Here is an 18,192-nt window from a genome sequence, read left to right as displayed (position 1 = left end):
CGGTACTGCTATCCGGGACTAGCCGGCGAGGTAGGACGCAACCGTGATCTCACCGGCGATGATGCCGGCCTTGATCTCGTCGAGCTCGGCCTGCAGCGTGTCGGACACCTCGCCCTCGTAGTCGTGGAACGGGGCGAGCCCGACCGCGTCGTTCTCGAGGGTGCCGAGGAACGGGGTGTTGTCGAAGTTGTCGTTGCCCGACGCCTCCACGACGTCCGCAACGGCAACGTCAATGCCCTTCAGGATCGACGTGAGGTACTGCGTGGAGTACGTCGGGTCGCTCACGTACAGGTCCGCGTCAACACCGATCATCGCGATCTTGCGGTCAGGGTTGGCCGTCATGGCTGCGTTGATCGCCTCGCCAGCGCTCTGGTAGATCGGTCCACCGACGGGGAGCAGCACGTCGGCGCCCTGGTCGATGAGGTTGTTCGCCGCCGCGAGGGCGTCGGTTCCGGGCTCGAAGCCGCCGATGAACGTTCCATCCTGAGCTGCGGTGTCCCAACCGAGGACCTTGACGTCGGTGCCCTTCTGCTCGTTGTGGTACTCGACGCCCTGGGCGAAGCCGTCCATGAAGACGCTCACCGTCGGGAAGTTCATGCCACCGAACGTTCCGACGATGCCGGAGGTGGTCCAGCTCGCGGCCGCGTAGCCGGCGAGGAACGCAGCCTGCGCCGTGTCGAAGACGATCGGCTTGATGTTCTCGGCGTCTGTTGTTCCGTCGAAGTCGGTGTCGGCGACGTCGTCGATGATGCTGTAGTCGATGTCGGGGTTCGCGTTCGCGGCTTCGACGGTCGCGGCGGCGAGGTTGAAGCCGACCGTGACGATGAGGTTGCAGCCCTCGGCGGCGAGGTTGTCGAGGTTGGGCGCGTAGTCCGCATCGGTGTTCGACTCGACCTCGGTGAAGTCGGATCCAACGGCCTCGGCACCGGCCTGGAGGCCCTCAAAGCCGAGCTGGTTGAACGACTTGTCGTCGAATCCACCCGTGTCGGAGACCATGCAGGGCAGGAAGTCAGAGGTGGGCTCGGCTGCGCCGCCGTTGTCGGTGTCTTCTTCGGGAGCTGCGGCACAGCCGGCGAGCAGGATGCCGACGGCGACGATTGCCAGACCGCTGTAGGCGGTCCTTCGGGTGGGGTTTCTCAAGGTGTCCTCCAGGGTGGTGCCCGGAATTCGGATGCCGGGCCGCATTGGGCCAACGTTACGACACGTTACGTCACGACGAGGCAACAATTGAGGTCCCGTCGCCCAATGGTTACAAATCCGGGATCCGGCCGAAACCCCGGTGTAACCGGGAGGTTCTCCCGCGTCTACTCCGGTGCGCTCGGCGAGCTGATCACGAGCGAGCCGTCGATGATCGCCGCGCGCAGGCCATCGAGCTCAGCGGAAAGCTCGGCGGGCACGCGCGAGGCGAGGGAATGGTAAGGGGCGAGGCCGACGCCGCCGTTCTCGAGAGTGCCGATGTAGGGCGCATTCGTGAAGGCATCCACGCTGCTCGTCCGCGCGATTTCGGCCACCGCGTCGCCAGTGTTCTTCAGCACGGAGGTGAGCACGAGGTCGCGGTAGTCGACGGGGAGGGTCTCGAAGCCGTCGTTGTCGACCCAGATGATCGCGACACCGTCGGCGTCGCGAGCCGCAGCGGCGGCACCCTCACCGACTTGTCCGGCGACCGGCAGGATCACGTCGGCGCCCTGGTCGATGAACGCCCGCGTGGTGGCGAGTCCCTTGCCTGTGTCTTCGAAGTCGCCCGTGAACACGCCGTCCTGACTCGCCTTGTCCCAGCCGAGGGCGACGACCGTGGTGCTGTGCACCTCGTTGTACTTCGCGACGCCGTCGACGAAGCCGTCCATGAACAGGGTGACCGGCGGCTGGTTTCCCCCGCCGAACGTCGCGACGATACCCGTGGTGCTGACCCCGGCGGCGAGGTAGCCCGCGAGGAATGCCGCTTGGGCGGTGTCGAACACGATCGGCTTCACGTTGGGCCCATCGATCTGCTCGTCGACGATCGCGAAGTCGACGTCGGGGTTGAGCTCCGCCTGCTCCGCTGTCGCCGGGGCCAGTTCGTAGCCCACGGTGAGGATCAAGCCGCACCCGGTGTCGACGGCCGCCTGCACGTTGGGGGCCAGGTCTGACTCCGAGGTGGAGACCAGCACTTGGGCCCCGATGCCGAGGTCCTCCTCGGCCTGCTGCAAGCCGACCCAGCTGGACTGGTTGAACGAGCGATCCTCGAGGCCTCCCGAGTTGGTCACCATGACCGCGCAGAAATCCGACTCCGTCGCAGGCCCCTGCTCGGGCGGGGTCGCGCACCCGGTGAGGACGAGGATACTGCCGAGCGAGAGAGCGGCGATGGCGGGGCGGAAGCGGCGAGTGTTCGACATCAGAGCACGTCGTTGCTGCCGGAGAGCTTGAGCGCGTCGACGACGGCCTTCACTCGCTGCGCATTCGCGCTCGTCGTGACGAGGAGCGCGTCCGGCGTGTCCACGACGACAATGTCGGAGACTCCGATGAGGGAGATGAGCCGCCCGGTCTGGCTGACGACGATGCCACTGGACGAGTCGGCGAGCACCCTCGCGTTCTCGCCGAGGATCGCGAGGTTGGATGGCCCGCCAGTGGAGTGGAGCTTGGCGATGGCCGCGAAGTCGCCGACATCGTCCCAGTCGAAGTCACCGGGGATGACGGCGAGGCGTCCCGCCTTGGCCGCGGGCTCCGCAACGGAATAGTCGATCGCGATTTTCTTGAGTGTCGGCCAGACCCTGTCGACGACAGCGCCTCGACGCGGGGTGTCCCACGCCTCCGCGAGTTCGGTGAGTCCGGCGAGGAGCGCGGGCTCGGATTCGCCGAGCTGTGCGAGCAGCACGTCGGCCCGCGAGATGAACATGCCGCCGTTCCACAGGTAGTTGCCGTCCTCGACATAGTCCTTCGCGGTCTCGAGGTCGGGCTTCTCGACGAAGGTGTCGGCCCGGACGGCCGTCGGCGACGCGGCGATGTTGAGCTGGCCGGCGCAGTGGATGTAGCCGAACCCGATGGCCGGCTCGGTCGGCGTGATGCCGATAGTGGCGATGTAGCCGGCATCCGCCGCCGCGACCGCCGCGACGACGGCGCGGCGGAAGGCCTTCTGGTCGGCGATCACATGGTCGGCCGCGAACGAGCCCACGATGACGCCGGGCTCCCGATGCTCAAGGATCGCCGCCGCGAGGCCGATCGCCGCGGACGAGTCCTTTGGCTCACTCTCGAGCACCACGTTCGGATCGGTGAGATTGGGCAGCTGTCCCTCGACCGCCGCTCGATGCGCCCGCCCGGTGACGACCATGATGCGGTCCTCTCCCGAGAGCGGCGCGAGGCGATCCCACGTCGCGCGGAGCAGCGTGCTTCCCGACCCGGTGAGGTCATGCAGAAACTTCGGGGCGTCGGCGCGGGACAGCGGCCACAGGCGCGAACCGATCCCTCCCGCGGGGATGATGCTGTAGAACCTGTCGAGTCCATCCCGCTGCGAAGTCATGGCGTCAGCCTAACGCGAGGCCCAGCGCACGCCCTTAATCGGCGGTTCACCGGCACGCCATCGGCGGCGCCTAGCCTCGCAGGCGTCGGGAGCCTGATTGGGGAGCCACGTGCGAGTCGCAGTCGTCAGCGAGAGTTTTCTGCCCACCCTCAACGGTGTCACCACGAGCGTGTGCAAAGTGCTCGAGCACCTTGCCGACGCCGGCCACGAGGCGATCGTAATCGCCCCCGCCGCCGGCGCCCCCGCGAGCTACGCCGGGTTCCCGGTGCACGCCGTGCCCTATGTTGCATACCGCCAGTTCCCGGTGGGGCTCCCGAGCCCGCTCGTGCAGAAGCTGCTGGGCGACTTCCGGCCCGACATCGTCCATGCGGCATCCCCGTTCCTGCTCGGCGCCCAGGCGATCGCCGCCGCCCGCCGCGCCGGCATCCCGTCCGTGGCAATCTTTCAGACGGATGTCGCCGGCTACGCGCGCCGCAACAAGCTCGGGCGCGCCACCGGGATTGCCTGGCGGCTCGTGCGCTGGGTGCACGAGGGTGCCGACGTCACCCTCGTGCCGTCCTCGGCATCCATGTCCGACCTCTCGGCCGCGGGCGTGGGCAATCTCGTCCGGTGGGGACGAGGGGTCGATCTGGCGGGTTACCACCCGCGAAACCGCGCCTCCCCCGACGCTGCCCGGCTTCGTCAGCGGCTTGCGCCGAACGGCGAGACGATCATCGGGTACGTCGGTCGCATCGCCCCGGAGAAGCGACTCGATCAGCTCGCCGCACTCCGCGGAGTGCCCGGCATCCGCCTCGCGATTGTCGGCGGCGGTCCGGCGCTGCCCCAGGTCGAGCGCGCGCTCAGGGGCGTGCCGGTCAGCTACCTCGGCGTACTCACGGGGGCCGAACTCGCCACCGCGTATGCGAGCTTCGACGCGTTCGTGCACACCGGCACAGAGGAGACCTTCGGGCAGACCCTGCAGGAGGCGCACGCCAGTGGCCTGCCGGTGGTCGCGCCCAAAGCCGGCGGACCCATCGACCTTGTCGCGCATGGGATCGACGGGTTCCTGTTCGAGCCGGGCGACGGTGCGGAGCTGCGGTCCTTCGTCCGGGCGCTCGCCGCTGATCCGGCGCTACGACTGCGGATGGGCGAGGCCGGCCGGCGCGCGGTGCTCGGCAGGTCGTGGGAGAGCGTGTGCGCCGACCTCATGGGCCACTACTCGCGCACCATCGCACGCAGGGACGCCGACGTCGGGCGCGAGCACCGCTCCGCGGCACCCGCCCGCGACGGGGCCGGAAGTATCTCGACGTCGAGCTAGTTGTGCGTCTGGGGTGCACCCTGCCCCGTCACCCCGGGAATAGACTGGAGCCGTTCGGCCAACGAACGAATGCTTGCCCCGGCGTCGGGGCCACAATCATCCGCAGGGAGGGTTACTCGTGTCTGAGAAATCCGCGGGAGGCCTCGCCACCGCTGGCCGGGTCAATAAGTACCCGCTGCCCCGGATCCGAGCCCCCAAAGCTCCGGCCGGAACGCTCTACCGAGGCAACACCGGAATGTGGTCGTGGGTGCTGCACCGCATCACCGGCGTCGCCATCTTCTTCTTCCTCCTCGTGCACATTCTCGACACGGCACTCGTGCGGGTGAGCCCCGAGGCCTACAACGTCGTGATCGAGTCGTACAAGACGCCCGTCATGGGGCTCGGTGAACTCGGCCTCGTCGTCGCGATCGGCTTCCACGCCCTCAACGGGCTGCGCATCATCCTGATCGACTTCTGGAGCGTCGGACCGCGATACCACAAGCTCATGTTCGTGGTCGTGATCCTGCTCTGGGTCATCCTGCTCATCGGCTTCGCCCCCCGCCACCTCATGAACGTGTTCGGAGGCTAGAACATGTCGACTGTCAACATCGAATCCCCGAGGGCCCCTCGCGGGGCGGCAACCCGCCGCGGCGTCAACCTCGAGAAGTGGGGCTGGATCTACATGCGCGCGAGCGGGGTGGTCCTCGTCGTGCTCATCTTCGGGCACCTCTTCGTCAACCTCATCGCCGGCGAGGGCGTCAAGGCTATCGACTTCGCCTTCGTCGCCGGCAAGTGGGCCGACCCGTTCTGGATCGCCTGGGACACCGCCCTGCTCTGGCTCGCCCTCATCCACGGCGCCAACGGCATGCGCACGATCGTCAACGACTACGCGAGCAACGCTCTCCTCCGCACCATCTTCACGGGCGCGCTCATCGTGTCCACCGTTGTACTGCTTATCCTGGGAACCCTCGTGATCTACACCTTTGAGCCCTGCCCGGTCGGCGCTCCCGCCGATCTCCTTCCGTCGTTCTGCGCGGCAGGTCGACCTTGAGCGCCGCGACCGACGAGAACACGCGCGGCACCGTCATCGACGGCATCCACTACCACCAGCACGACGTCGTCATCGTCGGAGCAGGCGGGGCGGGGATGCGCGCGGCGATCGAAGCCGGACCGCACGCCAACACTGCGGTCATCTCCAAGCTCTACCCGACCAGGTCGCACACGGGTGCGGCGCAGGGCGGTATGGCCGCCGCGCTCGCCAACGTCGAGGAAGACAACTGGGAATGGCACACCTTCGACACCGTCAAGGGCGGCGACTACCTCGTCGACCAGGATGCAGCGGAGATCCTCGCGAAGGAAGCCATCGACGCGGTCATCGACCTCGAGAACATGGGCCTGCCGTTCAACCGCACCCCCGACGGCAAGATCGACCAGCGTCGCTTCGGCGGCCACACGGCCGAGCACGGCAAGGCGCCCGTGCGGCGCGCGTGCTACGCCGCGGACCGCACCGGCCACATGATCCTGCAGACTCTCTACCAAAACTGCGTCAAGCACGGCATCAACTTCTTCAACGAGTTCTACGTGCTGGACCTGCTCATGACCGACGTGCCCGGAGCGAAGAAGGGCCAGGCGACCCGCAAGCCGTCGGGCGTCGTCGCCTATGAGCTCGCGACCGGCGAGATCCACGTGTTCCAGGCCAAGGCGATCATCTTCGCGACCGGCGGCTACGGAAAGATCTTCAAGACGACCTCGAACGCCCACACCCTCACCGGCGACGGCGTCGGCATCATCTGGCGCAAGGGTCTTCCGCTCGAGGACATGGAGTTCTTCCAGTTCCACCCGACCGGTCTCGCCGGGCTGGGCATCCTGCTCTCCGAGGCGGCCCGCGGCGAGGGTGCGATCCTGCGCAACAGCGAGGGCGAGCGCTTCATGGAGCGATACGCGCCGACCATCAAGGACCTCGCGCCGCGTGACATCATCGCGCGCTGCATGGCGACCGAAATTCGCGAGGGACGTGGCGGAGGCCCGAACAAGGACTACGTCTTCCTCGATATCACCCACCTCGAGCCTGCGGTGATCGACGCGAAGCTGCCCGACATCACCGAGTTCGCGCGCACCTATCTCGGTGTCGAGCCGTACTACGAGCCCGTTCCGGTGCTGCCGACCGCGCACTACGCGATGGGCGGCATCCCGACCAACGTCAACGCCGAGGTGCTCAGCGACAACACCACCGTGGTACCCGGCCTCTATGCCGCCGGCGAGTGCGCCTGCGTCAGCGTGCACGGCTCCAACCGCCTCGGCACCAACTCGCTGCTCGACATCAACGTGTTCGGCAAGCGAGCCGGCAAGAACGCCGTCGAATACGTCAAGACCGCCCAGTTCGTGCCGCTGCCGGTCGACCCGGCCGCCGGCGTCCTCGCCGTCCTGGCCGGAGTGCGCCAGGGCAACGGCACCGAGCGGATCTCCGACATTCGCCGCGAGCTGCAGGAGTCGATGGACCGCAACGCTCAGGTCTACCGCACCGAAAAGTCGCTCCGCGAGGTCACCGAGCTCATTGAGCGCCTGCGCGCCAGATACAAGAACATCGCTGTGCAGGACAAGGGCAAGCGGTTCAACACCGACCTGCTCGAGGCCGTCGAGCTGGGCTTCTTGCTCGACCTCGCCGAGGTGCTCGTCTACTCGGCGCGCTCGCGCAAGGAGAGCCGTGGAGGACACTTCCGCGAGGACTTCCCGACTCGCGACGACGCGAACTACCTCGTGCACACCATGGCCTACCTGACGGGCGATCCCGAGTCGGCCGATGCGGGTGAGCACATCCGGCTCGACACCAAGCCGGTCGTCATCACCAACTATCCCCCGATGGAGAGGAAGTACTGATGAGCGCTCCAACGCTCGAGCGTGAAAGCTCCGCAGCCGACGTCATCCCCACCTTCACCGCGACGCTGATCATCAGGCGCTTCGACCCGGAGGTGGACACGGAGCCGCGCTGGGAAGACTTCGATGTCGAGGTCTACCCGACCGACCGCGTGCTCGACGCCCTGCACAAGATCAAGTGGGAGCAGGACGGCTCGCTGACGTTCCGCCGCTCCTGCGCACACGGCGTCTGCGGCTCGGATGCGATGCGCATCAACGGCCGCAACCGCCTCGCCTGCAAGACGCTGATCAAAGACCTCGACCTGTCGAAGCCGATCTACGTTGAAGCGATCAAGGGCCTGCCGCTCGAAAAAGACCTCATCGTCAACATGGACCCGTTCTTCAAGAGCTTCGCCGATGTGCAGCCCTTCCTCATCGCGGCGAGCAAGCCCGACAAGGAACGCCGCCAGAGCCCCGCCGAGCGCGAGCGGTTCGACGACACCACCAAGTGCATCCTCTGCGCGGCGTGCACCTCGAGCTGCCCCGTGTTCTGGACCGACGGCCAGTACTTCGGGCCGGCCGCCATCGTGAACGCGCACCGGTTCATCTTCGACTCCCGCGACGAGGGAGCCCAGGTTCGCCTCGACATCCTCAACGACAAGGAGGGGGTGTGGCGCTGCCGCACGACCTTCAACTGCACCGAGGCGTGCCCGCGCGGCATCCAGGTCACGCAGGCGATCTCCGAAGTCAAGCAGGCGATCATGCGCGGCAAGGCGTAGCCAGCGCAGCACTGCACAGCAGACACAAAAGCGGGGCCGACCCGGTCGGCCCCGCTTTTATGCACTCCCCCGCTAGACCAGCACCGGCCCGGCCGCCGCCGCCCTCGCCCCGGCCGCCGACCGGGCCGCGAGCGCACGCGCCGCGCGTGCCTTCGCCTGGTCGAGCGTGACCTCCATGAGTGCCGCCCGCACGTCGGCGAGCGCTGCCGGCGTCATCGACAGGCTGGTCGCGCCGAGGCCGACGAGCACGATCGCGAGCTCGGGGTCCGCCGCGGCCTCGCCGCAGATGCCGACGGACTTGCCGACGGCGGCTCCGGCGTCGCCGAGCATCTTGACCAGACGCAGCACGGCGGGGTGCCACGGGTCCTGGAAGGAGGCGACGCTTCCGAGCATCCGGTCCGCGGCCATCGTGTACTGCGTCAGGTCGTTGGTTCCGATGCTCACGAAGTCAGCCGAATCGAACACCTGGTCGGCGACGAGCGCGAGGGAGGGCACCTCGGCCATCACTCCGACCGTCGTGAGTCCCAGTTCGCGGCCGAGGTTCACGAAATACTCGCTCTCCTCGGAGTCGGACACCATCGGCGCCATCACCCACAGCTCGGCATCGGTCTCGGCGGCCGCCGCAGCGAGCGCCACGAGCTGGTCGTGCAGGATGTGCTCGCTTGCCCTGAGCGCACGCAGCCCGCGGAGTCCGAGGGCCGGGTTCTCCTCGTGCGCGTCGTTGAGGAAGCTGAGCGGCTTGTCGGCGCCAGCGTCGAGCGCGCGGACGACGACCTTCTTGCCCGCGAAGTGGCTGAGCAACTCGGTGTACTGCTTCTGCTGATCTTCGACGGTCGGCGCGGACTTCGAGTCGAGGAAGAGAAATTCGGTGCGGAACAAACCGACACCCTCCGCTCCGAGGGCGACGGCGTTCGCCGCATCTGCCGGATTGCCGAGGTTCGCCAGCAGCGGGATCCTCGTGCCGTCGGCGAGGGCACCATCGGTGATCGGGGCCGACAGGGCGGCCGCGCGCGAGGCGATGCGGGCGCGGGCATCTTCGAGCAGTTCGCGTCCCGGCTCGATCGTGATTACCCCGGTGGAGGCATCGGCGAGCACCTGCGTGCCCTCCTTGATGGTTAATGCGTTGACAACGCCCACGATGGCGGGGATCGACTTGGATCGGGCGAGGATGGCGGTGTGGCTGGTCGGCCCGCCGTCGCGGGTGATCAGGGCGAGCACCTTGGCGAGGTCGAGTTGTGCCGTGTCGGCGGGAGCGAGATCACGGGCGACGAGGATGAATGGCTCGTCGCTCTCGGGGATACCGGGGGCCGCGACGCCGCGCAGCCGGGCAATGATCCTCTGCGACACGTCGCCGAGGTCGGTCGCCCGCTCGGCCATGTAGCCGCCCATGCCGATGAGGATGTCCTGGAACGTCGCGAATGCCTCGAATACGGCGCGCTCGCCGGTCGTGCCGGCGTTGATGCGGGCCTTGACGTCATCGGCGAGGGAGGGGTCCTGCGCCATCATCGCGGCGGCCTCGAGCACCTCCTGAGCCGTTCCGCCGGCCTTCGCGCCGCGCTGCACCAGATCTTCAGCGACCGCGGTGAATGCGGCGGAGGCTGCCGCGTATTCCGCGTCGGCGTCGCCGCCATGTTGACCGGGTTCGGGAGCCGCGAGGGGCTCCGGCATCCTCATAATGGGGCCAATCGCGAGGCCCCGGCCGACTCCAATGCCGTTTAGTTCCATGATCCGCTCTTCCTCTGCGACACTTTCGCTGCGCACGCAACTCCCGTGGTCGCCTCGCACGACCACCTCGTCAGGCATCAGCCTATCCTCGGCTTGTTAGGCTGGACCAATGGCCGAGCCCTCCACAGAACCCGCCCAGGACAAATCCTCGACTGGGTTGATGGGGAAGGTGACCGGGCTCGTCGCGAGGGCCACGAAAACCAAGCCGGTGCGGGTGGTCGCGCACTACTCCGCGCGCGGCGGCCCGCTCATGGCGTCCGGCCTCTCCTACCAGGCGATCTTTGCCGTCTTCGCCGGCATCTGGGTCGGGTTCTCGATCATCGGACTCGTGATCCAGCAGGATATCGGGCTGCGCAACTCGCTCATCGACACGATTGCGGCGGCGGTTCCCGGCCTCATCGACCCCGGTGACGGGTCGGGCGCGATCGACCCCGCCGACCTCCTCGAGGCCGGGGCGCTCAATTGGACCGGCGCCCTCGCCCTCGCCGGTCTCCTCTTCACCGCCCTGGGGTTCCTCGCCTCGGCGCGGGACGCGATCCGCCGGATCTTCGACCTTGCTGGCCCCTCGACGAATTTCTTCCTGCTCAAGCTCAAGGACCTCGCGCTGGCAGCCGCGTTCGGTGCTGCGCTCATCGTCTCGACCGCGCTGTCCACCGGGAGCACCGTGGCGATCGGGTTCGCCCTCGACCTCGTCGGCGTCGGATCCGATTCGCTCGTGGCGACCATTCTCGGCCGCACGATCGGCCTCGTGGTGGTGCTCGCCCTCGATACCGTCGTGCTCGCGGCCCTGTACCGGATCCTCTCCGGCATCCCGATCCCCCGGCACCGGCTGATCGGTGGCGCTTTCCTGGGAGCCGTCGGGCTCGGCATCCTCAAGGCCCTCGGGAATGCCCTTCTCGGCGGGGCGACCAGCAATCCGCTCCTCGCCTCCTTCGCGATCATCATCGGGCTGCTGATCTTCTTCAACCTCGTCTGCCAGGTGATTCTGATCAGCGCGGCCTGGATCGCGGTGGGCATGGCCGACAACGGGATTGCCGCCGATCCCGCGGCCGCCGAGGCCGCCCGCGCGGAGAGGGAGCGGATCGCCGAGCTCGAGCGGATCGCCGCTGACGCGCGTCGGCCCGGCGTGTTCGCCAGGCTGCTGCGACGCCTCGACCCGCGGCAGGACCAGGCCGACCGCGCAAAATAGGATTGACGCATGACCACTCCCCTGCGCGTCGCCTCCGTGAACACGAACGGTGTCCGTGCCGCCTTCCGCAAGGGGATGGGCGAATGGCTCGACGGGCGAGGGATCGACATCCTCGCGATGCAGGAGGTGCGCGCCGGCACCGAGGATCTCGAGAGGCTGCTGGGGCCCGAGTGGAACATCCTGCACGATGCGGCAACGGCGAAGGGGCGCGCGGGCGTCGCGATCGCCTCGCGGGGCGTTGCGAGCATCCACCGGGTCTCGCTCGGCGCCGACGACTTCGACAGCGCCGGCCGCTGGCTCGAGGCCGACTACACGGTCGGCGGGCAGATCATCACGATCGTGAGCACCTATGTGCACTCGGGCGAGGTCGACACCCCCAAGCAAGAGGAGAAGTACAAATTCCTGGATGCGATGGAGGTGCGGCTGCCCGAGATCGCGGCCCACTCGAAGCTCGCGCTCGTGGTCGGCGACCTCAATGTGGGGCATCGCGAGCTCGACATCAAGAACTGGAAGGGCAACCGCAAGAATGCGGGCTTCCTCCCGCGCGAGCGGGCGTACTTCGACCGGTTTCTCGGCCCGCTCGGCGAGGAGGTCGCCGGTGTCGACGGCTCGACCGGCCCGGGCCTCGGCTGGGTCGACATCGGCCGGCGCCATGCGGGCGAAGTGGAGGGTCCGTACACGTGGTGGAGTCAGCGCGGCAAGGCCTTCGACACCGACACCGGATGGCGGCTCGACTACCAACTAGCCACTGCAGAACTCGCCGAGACCGCGACGGGCTACACCGTCGACCGCGCCGACGCCTACGACACGCGCTGGTCGGACCACGCCCCCGTCGTCGTCGACTACGCCATCTGACACCCGCCTGAGACAGGACCTCCCCCAACATGACCAGCACACCGCGCCTCTTCTCGGGCATGCAGCCGTCCGCTGATTCGCTCCACATCGGCAACTACGTCGGCGCGCTCGTGCAGTGGCGCGACATGCAGCGAACCCACGACGCGGTCTTCTGCGTCGTCGACCTGCATGCCATCACCGTGCCCCAGGACCCGAAGGTGCTGCGCGAGCAGATCCGCCGCACCGCCGCCCAGTACATCGCGGCGGGCATCGACCCGTCCGCCTCGACGCTGTTCGTGCAGTCGCACGTTCCCGCACATGCGCAGCTCGCCTGGGTGCTCAACACCATCACGGGATTCGGCGAGGCGAGCCGGATGACCCAGTTCAAGGACAAGGCCTCCAGGCAGGGGACGGATGCTGCCTCGCTCGGCCTCTTCGCCTACCCGGTGCTCATGGCCGCTGACATCCTCCTCTACCAAACCAACCACGTGCCCGTCGGCGACGACCAGAAGCAGCACGTGGAGCTCACCCGAGACCTCGCCACCCGGTTCAACAGCCGGTTCGGGCAGACCTTCGTGGTGCCGGAGCCGGTGATCCTCACCGAGGGAGCTCGCATCTACGACCTGCAGAACCCGGCAGCGAAGATGAGCAAGTCCGCCGTCTCCGACAGCGGAATTGTCTGGCTGCTCGACGAACCGGGGAAGACGGCGAAGAAGATCAAGTCTGCGGTGACCGACACCGGACGCGAGGTGCGCTTCGACCGCGGCGGCAAGCCCGGCGTCTCGAACCTGCTGACCATCCTGTCGTCCTTCGGCGGCGACAGCGTTCCGGTGCTCGAGGAGCGTTACGCCGGGCGTGGCTATGGCGATCTGAAGAAGGATGTCGCCGAGGCCGTCGTCTCGACGTTCGGCCCGATCCGGGAGCGTGCGCTCGAACTGCTCGCCGACCCGGCCGAGCTCGACCGCATCCTGTCGGTGAACGCGGCGCGCGCGAACGAGATCGCGGAGGCGACCCTCGCCGACGTCTACGACCGGATCGGGCTGCTCCCCCGCCGCTGACGCAGTGTCGTTCCCCGCTGCGCCGGCTGAGCCGGTGGCCTTCACCGCGAGTCGTGCGTTGGTCATTGTGTTCGAGGCTCAACACAGCTTGACTGGAGGGGTCGAGAGGACCCCATGCCTGCAGCCGTTAGTCCACTGGTCGATGCGCCGGGTGTGACCCGGATGTCTGCGGTCATGATCGCCGTGCTCCGCTGCGGCATCGCGCTCATGTGGATACAGAATGTCGCGTGGAAGGTGCCGCCGGATTTCGGCCGGGCGAATAACAACGGCCTGTACTTTTGGGCCAGCCTGGCGGTTGAGCATCCGGTGTTCGCCCCGTATTCGGCGTTCGTCGATGGGGTGGTGCTGCCGAACATCGAGGTCTTCGGATGGGGCACGCTGCTTATCGAGGGCGGGCTGGGCGCTTTTCTGCTCATCGGTCTCGCCACTCGGTTCTGGGCCGTCGTCGGCATAGGCCAGACAGTGGCGATCACCCTCTCGGTTCTGTTCGCCCCCAACGAGTGGCACTGGTCCTACTACCTCATGGGGCTTGCCCACCTCGCGATCTTCGCGACTGCGGCCGGGCGCAGCTACGGAGTCGACGGGGTACTGCGCGAGACGTGGTCGGCCTCATCCGGTCGCCTATCACGGCTCATGATGAGGCTGTCGTGACAGGCGTATCCAGCCCCTCGATTGCTCGCGACCGCGCGGCGATATTGATCGGGGCGACTGCGATCGCACTCGCCGTCTTCGTGTTCAGCGCCGCGTTTCCCACGGAGTTTCGGTTCGTGAACATCGGACCGGTCGGCGCAGGCATCCTCGTGGTCGGCGGCGTCGGCTCTGTCGCAGGCGGCATCATGCGGCGACGGCTGCCACGATTGATCGCCGGCGCTCTTCTCACGGGAGCCGCCCTCGTGCAGCTCGTGGGTCTCGCCCTCTCGATCCGGCCTCTCGGCGGTGACGCCTCCGCTATGGCCGTCGTCGGCGGCCTCGGTATCGGACTTCTCGTGCTCTCGCTCTCGCCAACTCACTCAGACCAGCCGACCGACCCGACGAAAGGCAGCCCGTGATCGACACCGTCGAACTACTGGATCCCGTATTGAAAACTGCCCGCGAGCATGCGCACGACGTCGACGCCGCGGGACGCTTTCCGGAAGAAGCGGTCGCCGCGTTGCGATCATCCGGACTGCTCGGACTCACTTTGCCGACGGAGGTTGGCGGACTCGGCCGGGGACCGCGGGAGCTCGTGCAGGTGGCCAGTGCGCTCGCCGGTGCCTGCGGATCGACCGCGATGATCTACCTCATGCACGTGAGCGCCGCGATGCCGGTCGCAGCCGCGCCGCCCGACGGCATGCCTGGCCTTCTCGCCGATCTCGCGAGTGGCCGCTCGCTCGCCTCGCTGGCGTTCTCCGAAGCGGGCTCGCGCTCGCACTTCTGGGCGCCGGTTTCGCGCGCTGCAACGACGCCAGGGGGCATCCGGGTCTCCGCGAAGAAGAGCTGGGTCACGTCGGCTGGTCACGCCGACGTCTACGTCATCTCCACGGGTACACCGGATACAGAGGGGGTAGACCTCTTCGCGATCCCGGCCGGATCGGCCGGCCTCACGATCGATCGCCCCTGGAGCGGCATGGGATTCCGCGGAAACTCCTCAAGCCCGATGACCGTAGCGGTCGACACGACCGAGGACTTCCGCCTGGGCTCCGCGGGTGGGGGATTCGACCTGATGATGGGGCACGTTCTGCCGTGGTTCAATCTAGGCAACTCCGCCGTGTCGATCGGCCTCAGCCGGGCGGCGGTCGATGCCGCGGTGCGGCACACGATGGGAGCGCGGCTCGAGCACCTCGATGAGAGCCTGTCGTCATTGCCGACCATCCGGGCACAACTCGCGAAGATGTCGATCGATCTCGCCAACGCGAGCGCGTATCTCGATGTGGCAGCGGGAAAGGTCGCCGATCCCGAAGACGACACTCCTCTATTCGTGCTCGGCAGCAAAGCTTCTTCCAACGATGCGGCACTTCGCATCACCGATGTCGCCATGCGCGTATGCGGCGGAGCGGCCTTCTCCGAGCACTTGCAGATCGACCGCTACTTCCGCGACGCTCGAGCAGGACACGTGATGGCCCCGACATCCGACGTACTCTACGAGTTCTACGGTCGGGCGATCACAGGCAGGCCTCTCTTCGATGCGCCCGCTGCTTCGGCCCGGCAGGCCGAGACGGTTGAGGCCGCGGCATGACCGCGCCACTGGTCATCGGCTCCGTCGCCTATTCGCCCAACGTCGTGCCGATCTGGGAAGGAATGCGGGACTACTTCGCCCAGACCTCGACACCGATCGACTTTGTACTGTTCTCTCACTACGGCAGGCAGGTTGATGCTCTCATTTCGGGCTCCCTCGATCTGGCCTGGAACACCAATCTCGCCTGGGTGCGCACGGTCGGCCAGACCGATGGCGCGTGCCGCGCACTCGCGTCGCGCGACACAGATCTCGTTTTCACGACCGTGTTCGTCGCTCGAACAGGGAGCGGGTTCACCTCGCTTGAGAGCCTCCGGGGTCGCCGCCTCGTTCTTGGATCGCGCGATTCGGCACAGGCGGCGATCCTTCCCGTCCACTTCCTGCGCGAGGCGGGCCTGAGCGAGAGCGACGTGAATCTCACCCGGATCGACAGTGACGTCGGAAAACACGGCGACACTGGTCGGAGTGAGCTCGACGCTCTTCGCGCAGTGCTCGACGATCGGGCGGATGCCGCGGCGATCGGAATCAACACGTGGCAGGCGATCGGGCGCGGCGAGCTTCTGCCGGGCGCCTTCGAATCATTCTGGATCTCGCCCGAGTACAGCCACTGCACGTTCACCGCGATGCCGTCGCTCGCGAGCGAACGCTCAGATCCGTGGGTTGCGAATCTGCTCGCCATGGACTGGGAGAATCCGCAACACCGGCCGATCATGGAGATGGAGGGCCTTCGGGCCTGGGTTCCGCCGAAGCTCGAGGGCTACGCTTCCCTCGTCGCGGCCGTCAGCGAGCAGAGAATTGCCGCGCGATGGTGATCCGAAGCTCACCGGTGGACCTGTCGTTGGCTGCACCTTCGGCGATGGGCGTTGTGCTTGACCTTATCGAAGGCATAGGACGAGTTCCCACGGGTGGAACCGCAACCGTAGTACTCGTCGAAGCGCACCGAAATGCCGCGCTCGACCTCGTTGCCCAGTGGTGCGCCTCAACCGGCAACGAGATCGTGTCGGTCGAGGGCTTGACCGTGACCGTTCTCCACGGGCGCTCCCCCGACCCGCTCGCGGGGCTCGACCACGCCCAGCTGCCCGGGTCGCGTGTCTGGGTCTACACGAACTTCGACTGCAATCTCGCCTGCGACTACTGCTGCGTTCGCTCGTCGCCGAAGGCGGAACGGCGAGCGATCGGAGCCGAACGGCTCCAGCAGATCGCGAGTGAGGCCGCCGCCGCGGGCGTCCACGAACTCATCCTCACGGGAGGCGAGCCGTTCCTCCTGAACGACATCGATGTTCTCGCGAACTCCTGCACGGCCGAACTCCCCACGACGCTGCTCACAAACGGAATGCTGTTCCGCGGGGCACGACTCGAGCGCCTGCGCCGAATGGATCGCTCCCGGCTCACCCTTCAGGTGAGCGTCGACTCAGCCGCTCCTGGCATCCACGACAGTCACCGGGGAACCGGCTCATGGGCGAAGGCCGTCGCCGGCATCCGCATCGCCCACGACGAGGGGTTCCGCGTGAAGGTCGCGGCCACCCTTCCCGCCGACCAGATGCACGAGCTCGACTCGTTCCACGCCTTCCTCGACACCATCGGGATCTCGCGGGAGGATCAGGTCATTCGCGCACTCGCGCACCGCGGTGTCGCCGACTCCGGCATCGAGCTCACAGTCGACTCGCTCATCCCCGAGGTGACGATCACCGCCGACGGTGTGTACTGGCATCCGGTCGCGGCCGATCACGATGACCAGTTTGTGACGCGCGACATCTTCCCTCTCGCCGACGCGATCGCAGAAATCACCCGCCGGTTCGTCGCACACCGCCGCGCGGCTGACAGCGCCGCGGAGTGGTTCCCCTGTGCCTAGCCTCGATCGGCGACATGTCCGCGCTGCTGCCTGAGGCCCGGAAATGACCGCGATCGTCGTGATCGCCAAGGAGTGCGTACCCGGTCGCGTCAAGACCCGGCTGCACCCGGCGCTGTCCTACGAGCAGGCAGCCGCCCTTGCCGCCGCGAGCCTCGACGATACCCTTGCCGCCGCGCTCGCACTCCCCGCGACCCGACGCATCCTCGCCTTCGACGGGGTCGTGCCCCCCGTCACGGCCGCCGCCTTTGAGATCCTGCCGCAGGTGTCCGGCGGCCTCGACGAACGCCTCGCCGCCGTCTTCGACTCCATCGAGGAGCCGGTACTCCTGGTCGGCATGGACACCCCACAGCTGACGGCGACCCTGCTTGAGCCGGTCTTCAGCGACTGGGACGACGCGACGGATGCCTGGTTCGGCCCCACGAGAGACGGCGGGTTCTGGGCGCTCGCCCTCGGCAACCCCCAACCAGGAGTCTCCCGCGGCAACCTGATCCGCCGCGTCCCGATGTCGCGCAACGACACCGGCGCCCGCCAGCTCGCCCGCCTGCGGAACGCCGGACTGCGCGTGCGCCAGCTCCCACTGCTCACTGACGTCGATACGATCGCCGACGCGGATGCCGTCGCCCGCATCGCCCCACGCAGCCGGTTCGCTTCAGCCCTTCGAGCGATGCGGACGGGAGGGACCGACGCGACCGGGTTCACGACTGGTAAAGGCCATCTACAACTGCCCACGGGCCGCGCGAACTCACACGGTCGTTGCAACGTCGGTTGACCTATTGCCTGCCTAGTGGGTTGTGCACCACGCAGCGGCCGTGTCGGGTTCCCCGGGTGGGGTGTCGACACGGCCGCTGGGGGTCCTGTTCTGTGGGGCGGGGTGTGGGTTAGTTGACGTCGGCGTCGACCCAGTCGAAGGTCTTGGTGACG

The 18,192-nt window shown here is 67.5% G+C and carries 18 protein-coding genes; 14 read left to right on the top strand and 4 right to left on the bottom strand.

The annotated features are described in order from the left end of the window. Positions 1-18 precede the first annotated feature (18 nt). The 3 genes from ABIB15_RS11595 to ABIB15_RS11585 all read right to left on the bottom strand — a co-directional run bounded on the left by ABIB15_RS11595 (position 19) and on the right by ABIB15_RS11585 (position 3,493). Positions 19-1,185, bottom strand: coding sequence for a BMP family lipoprotein (locus ABIB15_RS11595; RefSeq protein ID WP_502908956.1), 1,167 nt, complete (start codon positions 1,183-1,185; stop codon positions 19-21). Between the two features lie 119 nt (positions 1,186-1,304). Next, on the bottom strand, positions 1,305-2,372 hold the full coding sequence (locus ABIB15_RS11590) for a BMP family lipoprotein (protein WP_354478577.1): 1,068 nt from the start codon (positions 2,370-2,372) through the stop codon (positions 1,305-1,307). Then, entirely contained in the window at positions 2,372-3,493 is a 1,122-nt protein-coding gene (locus ABIB15_RS11585; RefSeq protein ID WP_354478574.1) for a mannose-1-phosphate guanylyltransferase, read from the bottom strand. Before ABIB15_RS11585 ends, ABIB15_RS11590 begins: the two co-directional genes overlap by 1 nt. Before the next feature lie 109 nt (positions 3,494-3,602). Here ABIB15_RS11585 and ABIB15_RS11580 point away from each other — a divergent pair, with 109 nt between their 5' ends. The 5 genes from ABIB15_RS11580 (at position 3,603) to ABIB15_RS11560 (ending at position 8,401) form a co-directional block, all read left to right on the top strand. Next, positions 3,603-4,790, top strand: a complete 1,188-nt coding sequence (locus tag ABIB15_RS11580) for a glycosyltransferase family 4 protein (RefSeq protein WP_354478571.1) — start codon at positions 3,603-3,605, stop codon at positions 4,788-4,790. Positions 4,791-4,965: 175 nt separating this feature from the next. After that, complete coding sequence (sdhC, locus tag ABIB15_RS11575) at positions 4,966-5,358, top strand: succinate dehydrogenase, cytochrome b556 subunit (protein ID WP_354478773.1); 393 nt, start codon at positions 4,966-4,968, stop codon at positions 5,356-5,358. Between the two features lie 3 nt (positions 5,359-5,361). Next, positions 5,362-5,820 carry a succinate dehydrogenase hydrophobic membrane anchor subunit gene (locus ABIB15_RS11570; RefSeq protein WP_354478568.1) on the top strand — a complete coding sequence of 153 codons (459 nt, stop codon included), beginning with the start codon at positions 5,362-5,364 and terminating at the stop codon, positions 5,818-5,820. Then, positions 5,817-7,646, top strand: a complete 1,830-nt coding sequence (sdhA, locus tag ABIB15_RS11565) for a succinate dehydrogenase flavoprotein subunit (protein ID WP_354478566.1) — start codon at positions 5,817-5,819, stop codon at positions 7,644-7,646. Before ABIB15_RS11570 ends, sdhA begins: the two co-directional genes overlap by 4 nt. Next, the gene (locus ABIB15_RS11560) at positions 7,646-8,401 is read left to right on the top strand and encodes a succinate dehydrogenase iron-sulfur subunit (RefSeq protein ID WP_354478563.1); all 756 of its coding nucleotides are present in this window, start codon (positions 7,646-7,648) and stop codon (positions 8,399-8,401) included. Before sdhA ends, ABIB15_RS11560 begins: the two co-directional genes overlap by 1 nt. A 72-nt stretch (positions 8,402-8,473) precedes the next feature. Here the strand turns inward: ABIB15_RS11560 and ptsP are convergent, their stop codons facing one another. Then, positions 8,474-10,126 carry a phosphoenolpyruvate--protein phosphotransferase gene (gene ptsP / locus ABIB15_RS11555; RefSeq protein ID WP_354478771.1) on the bottom strand — a complete coding sequence of 551 codons (1,653 nt, stop codon included), beginning with the start codon at positions 10,124-10,126 and terminating at the stop codon, positions 8,474-8,476. A 160-nt stretch (positions 10,127-10,286) separates the two neighbouring features. On the opposite strand from ptsP, the gene ABIB15_RS11550 reads away from it, so the two are divergent. From ABIB15_RS11550 to ABIB15_RS11510, 9 genes are all read left to right on the top strand, one after another. Next, the gene (locus ABIB15_RS11550) at positions 10,287-11,315 is read left to right on the top strand and encodes a YihY/virulence factor BrkB family protein (RefSeq protein ID WP_354478560.1); all 1,029 of its coding nucleotides are present in this window, start codon (positions 10,287-10,289) and stop codon (positions 11,313-11,315) included. Between the two features lie 9 nt (positions 11,316-11,324). Beyond that, positions 11,325-12,170, top strand: a complete 846-nt coding sequence (locus ABIB15_RS11545) for an exodeoxyribonuclease III (protein ID WP_354478558.1) — start codon at positions 11,325-11,327, stop codon at positions 12,168-12,170. Positions 12,171-12,199: 29 nt separating this feature from the next. Beyond that, entirely contained in the window at positions 12,200-13,207 is a 1,008-nt protein-coding gene (gene trpS, locus ABIB15_RS11540) for a tryptophan--tRNA ligase (protein ID WP_354478555.1), read from the top strand. A gap of 114 nt (positions 13,208-13,321) precedes the next feature. Beyond that, positions 13,322-13,858: a DoxX family protein gene (locus ABIB15_RS11535; protein ID WP_354478552.1), complete on the top strand. Its 537-nt coding sequence runs from the start codon at positions 13,322-13,324 to the stop codon at positions 13,856-13,858. Continuing rightward, a complete protein-coding gene (locus ABIB15_RS11530; protein ID WP_354478549.1) occupies positions 13,855-14,256 on the top strand; it encodes an Rv1678 family membrane protein in 402 nt (133 codons plus the stop codon). Before ABIB15_RS11535 ends, ABIB15_RS11530 begins: the two co-directional genes overlap by 4 nt. Further along, positions 14,253-15,422 carry an Rv1679 family acyl-CoA dehydrogenase gene (gene fadE16, locus ABIB15_RS11525; RefSeq protein ID WP_354478547.1) on the top strand — a complete coding sequence of 390 codons (1,170 nt, stop codon included), beginning with the start codon at positions 14,253-14,255 and terminating at the stop codon, positions 15,420-15,422. The genes ABIB15_RS11530 and fadE16 overlap by 4 nt, the downstream gene beginning before the upstream one ends. Further along, positions 15,419-16,231, top strand: coding sequence for an Rv1680 family SBP-like protein (locus ABIB15_RS11520; protein WP_354478545.1), 813 nt, complete (start codon positions 15,419-15,421; stop codon positions 16,229-16,231). Before fadE16 ends, ABIB15_RS11520 begins: the two co-directional genes overlap by 4 nt. A 44-nt stretch (positions 16,232-16,275) precedes the next feature. After that, positions 16,276-17,271: an Rv1681 family radical SAM protein gene (locus tag ABIB15_RS11515; RefSeq protein ID WP_354478542.1), complete on the top strand. Its 996-nt coding sequence runs from the start codon at positions 16,276-16,278 to the stop codon at positions 17,269-17,271. A 43-nt stretch (positions 17,272-17,314) separates the two neighbouring features. After that, positions 17,315-18,040, top strand: coding sequence for a TIGR04282 family arsenosugar biosynthesis glycosyltransferase (locus tag ABIB15_RS11510; protein WP_354478539.1), 726 nt, complete (start codon positions 17,315-17,317; stop codon positions 18,038-18,040). Positions 18,041-18,192: the final 152 nt, after the last annotated feature.

The sequence above is a fragment of the Marisediminicola sp. UYEF4 genome (assembly GCF_040546025.1).
Classification (GTDB): Bacteria; Actinomycetota; Actinomycetes; order Actinomycetales; family Microbacteriaceae; genus Marisediminicola.
Note: the sequence above shows the minus strand (reverse complement) of the source record. Positions and strands in the feature narration are given on the sequence as shown.

Bases quoted from the DNA above. Each gene is read 5' to 3' on its own strand.
- ABIB15_RS11510 (WP_354478539.1), top strand. From the start codon at position 17,315: ATGACCGCGATCGTCGTGATCGCCAAGGAGTGCGTACCCGGTCGCGTC.
- trpS (WP_354478555.1), top strand. From the start codon at position 12,200: ATGACCAGCACACCGCGCCTCTTCTCGGGCATGCAGCCGTCCGCTGAT.
- ABIB15_RS11595 (WP_502908956.1), bottom strand. From the start codon at position 1,185: ATGCGGCCCGGCATCCGAATTCCGGGCACCACCCTGGAGGACACCTTG.
- ABIB15_RS11590 (WP_354478577.1), bottom strand. From the start codon at position 2,372: ATGTCGAACACTCGCCGCTTCCGCCCCGCCATCGCCGCTCTCTCGCTC.
- ABIB15_RS11585 (WP_354478574.1), bottom strand. From the start codon at position 3,493: ATGACTTCGCAGCGGGATGGACTCGACAGGTTCTACAGCATCATCCCC.
- ABIB15_RS11570 (WP_354478568.1), top strand. From the start codon at position 5,362: ATGTCGACTGTCAACATCGAATCCCCGAGGGCCCCTCGCGGGGCGGCA.
- ABIB15_RS11545 (WP_354478558.1), top strand. From the start codon at position 11,325: ATGACCACTCCCCTGCGCGTCGCCTCCGTGAACACGAACGGTGTCCGT.
- ABIB15_RS11550 (WP_354478560.1), top strand. From the start codon at position 10,287: ATGGGGAAGGTGACCGGGCTCGTCGCGAGGGCCACGAAAACCAAGCCG.
- ptsP (WP_354478771.1), bottom strand. From the start codon at position 10,126: ATGGAACTAAACGGCATTGGAGTCGGCCGGGGCCTCGCGATTGGCCCC.
- ABIB15_RS11535 (WP_354478552.1), top strand. From the start codon at position 13,322: ATGCCTGCAGCCGTTAGTCCACTGGTCGATGCGCCGGGTGTGACCCGG.
- ABIB15_RS11515 (WP_354478542.1), top strand. From the start codon at position 16,276: ATGGGCGTTGTGCTTGACCTTATCGAAGGCATAGGACGAGTTCCCACG.
- ABIB15_RS11560 (WP_354478563.1), top strand. From the start codon at position 7,646: ATGAGCGCTCCAACGCTCGAGCGTGAAAGCTCCGCAGCCGACGTCATC.
- ABIB15_RS11520 (WP_354478545.1), top strand. From the start codon at position 15,419: ATGACCGCGCCACTGGTCATCGGCTCCGTCGCCTATTCGCCCAACGTC.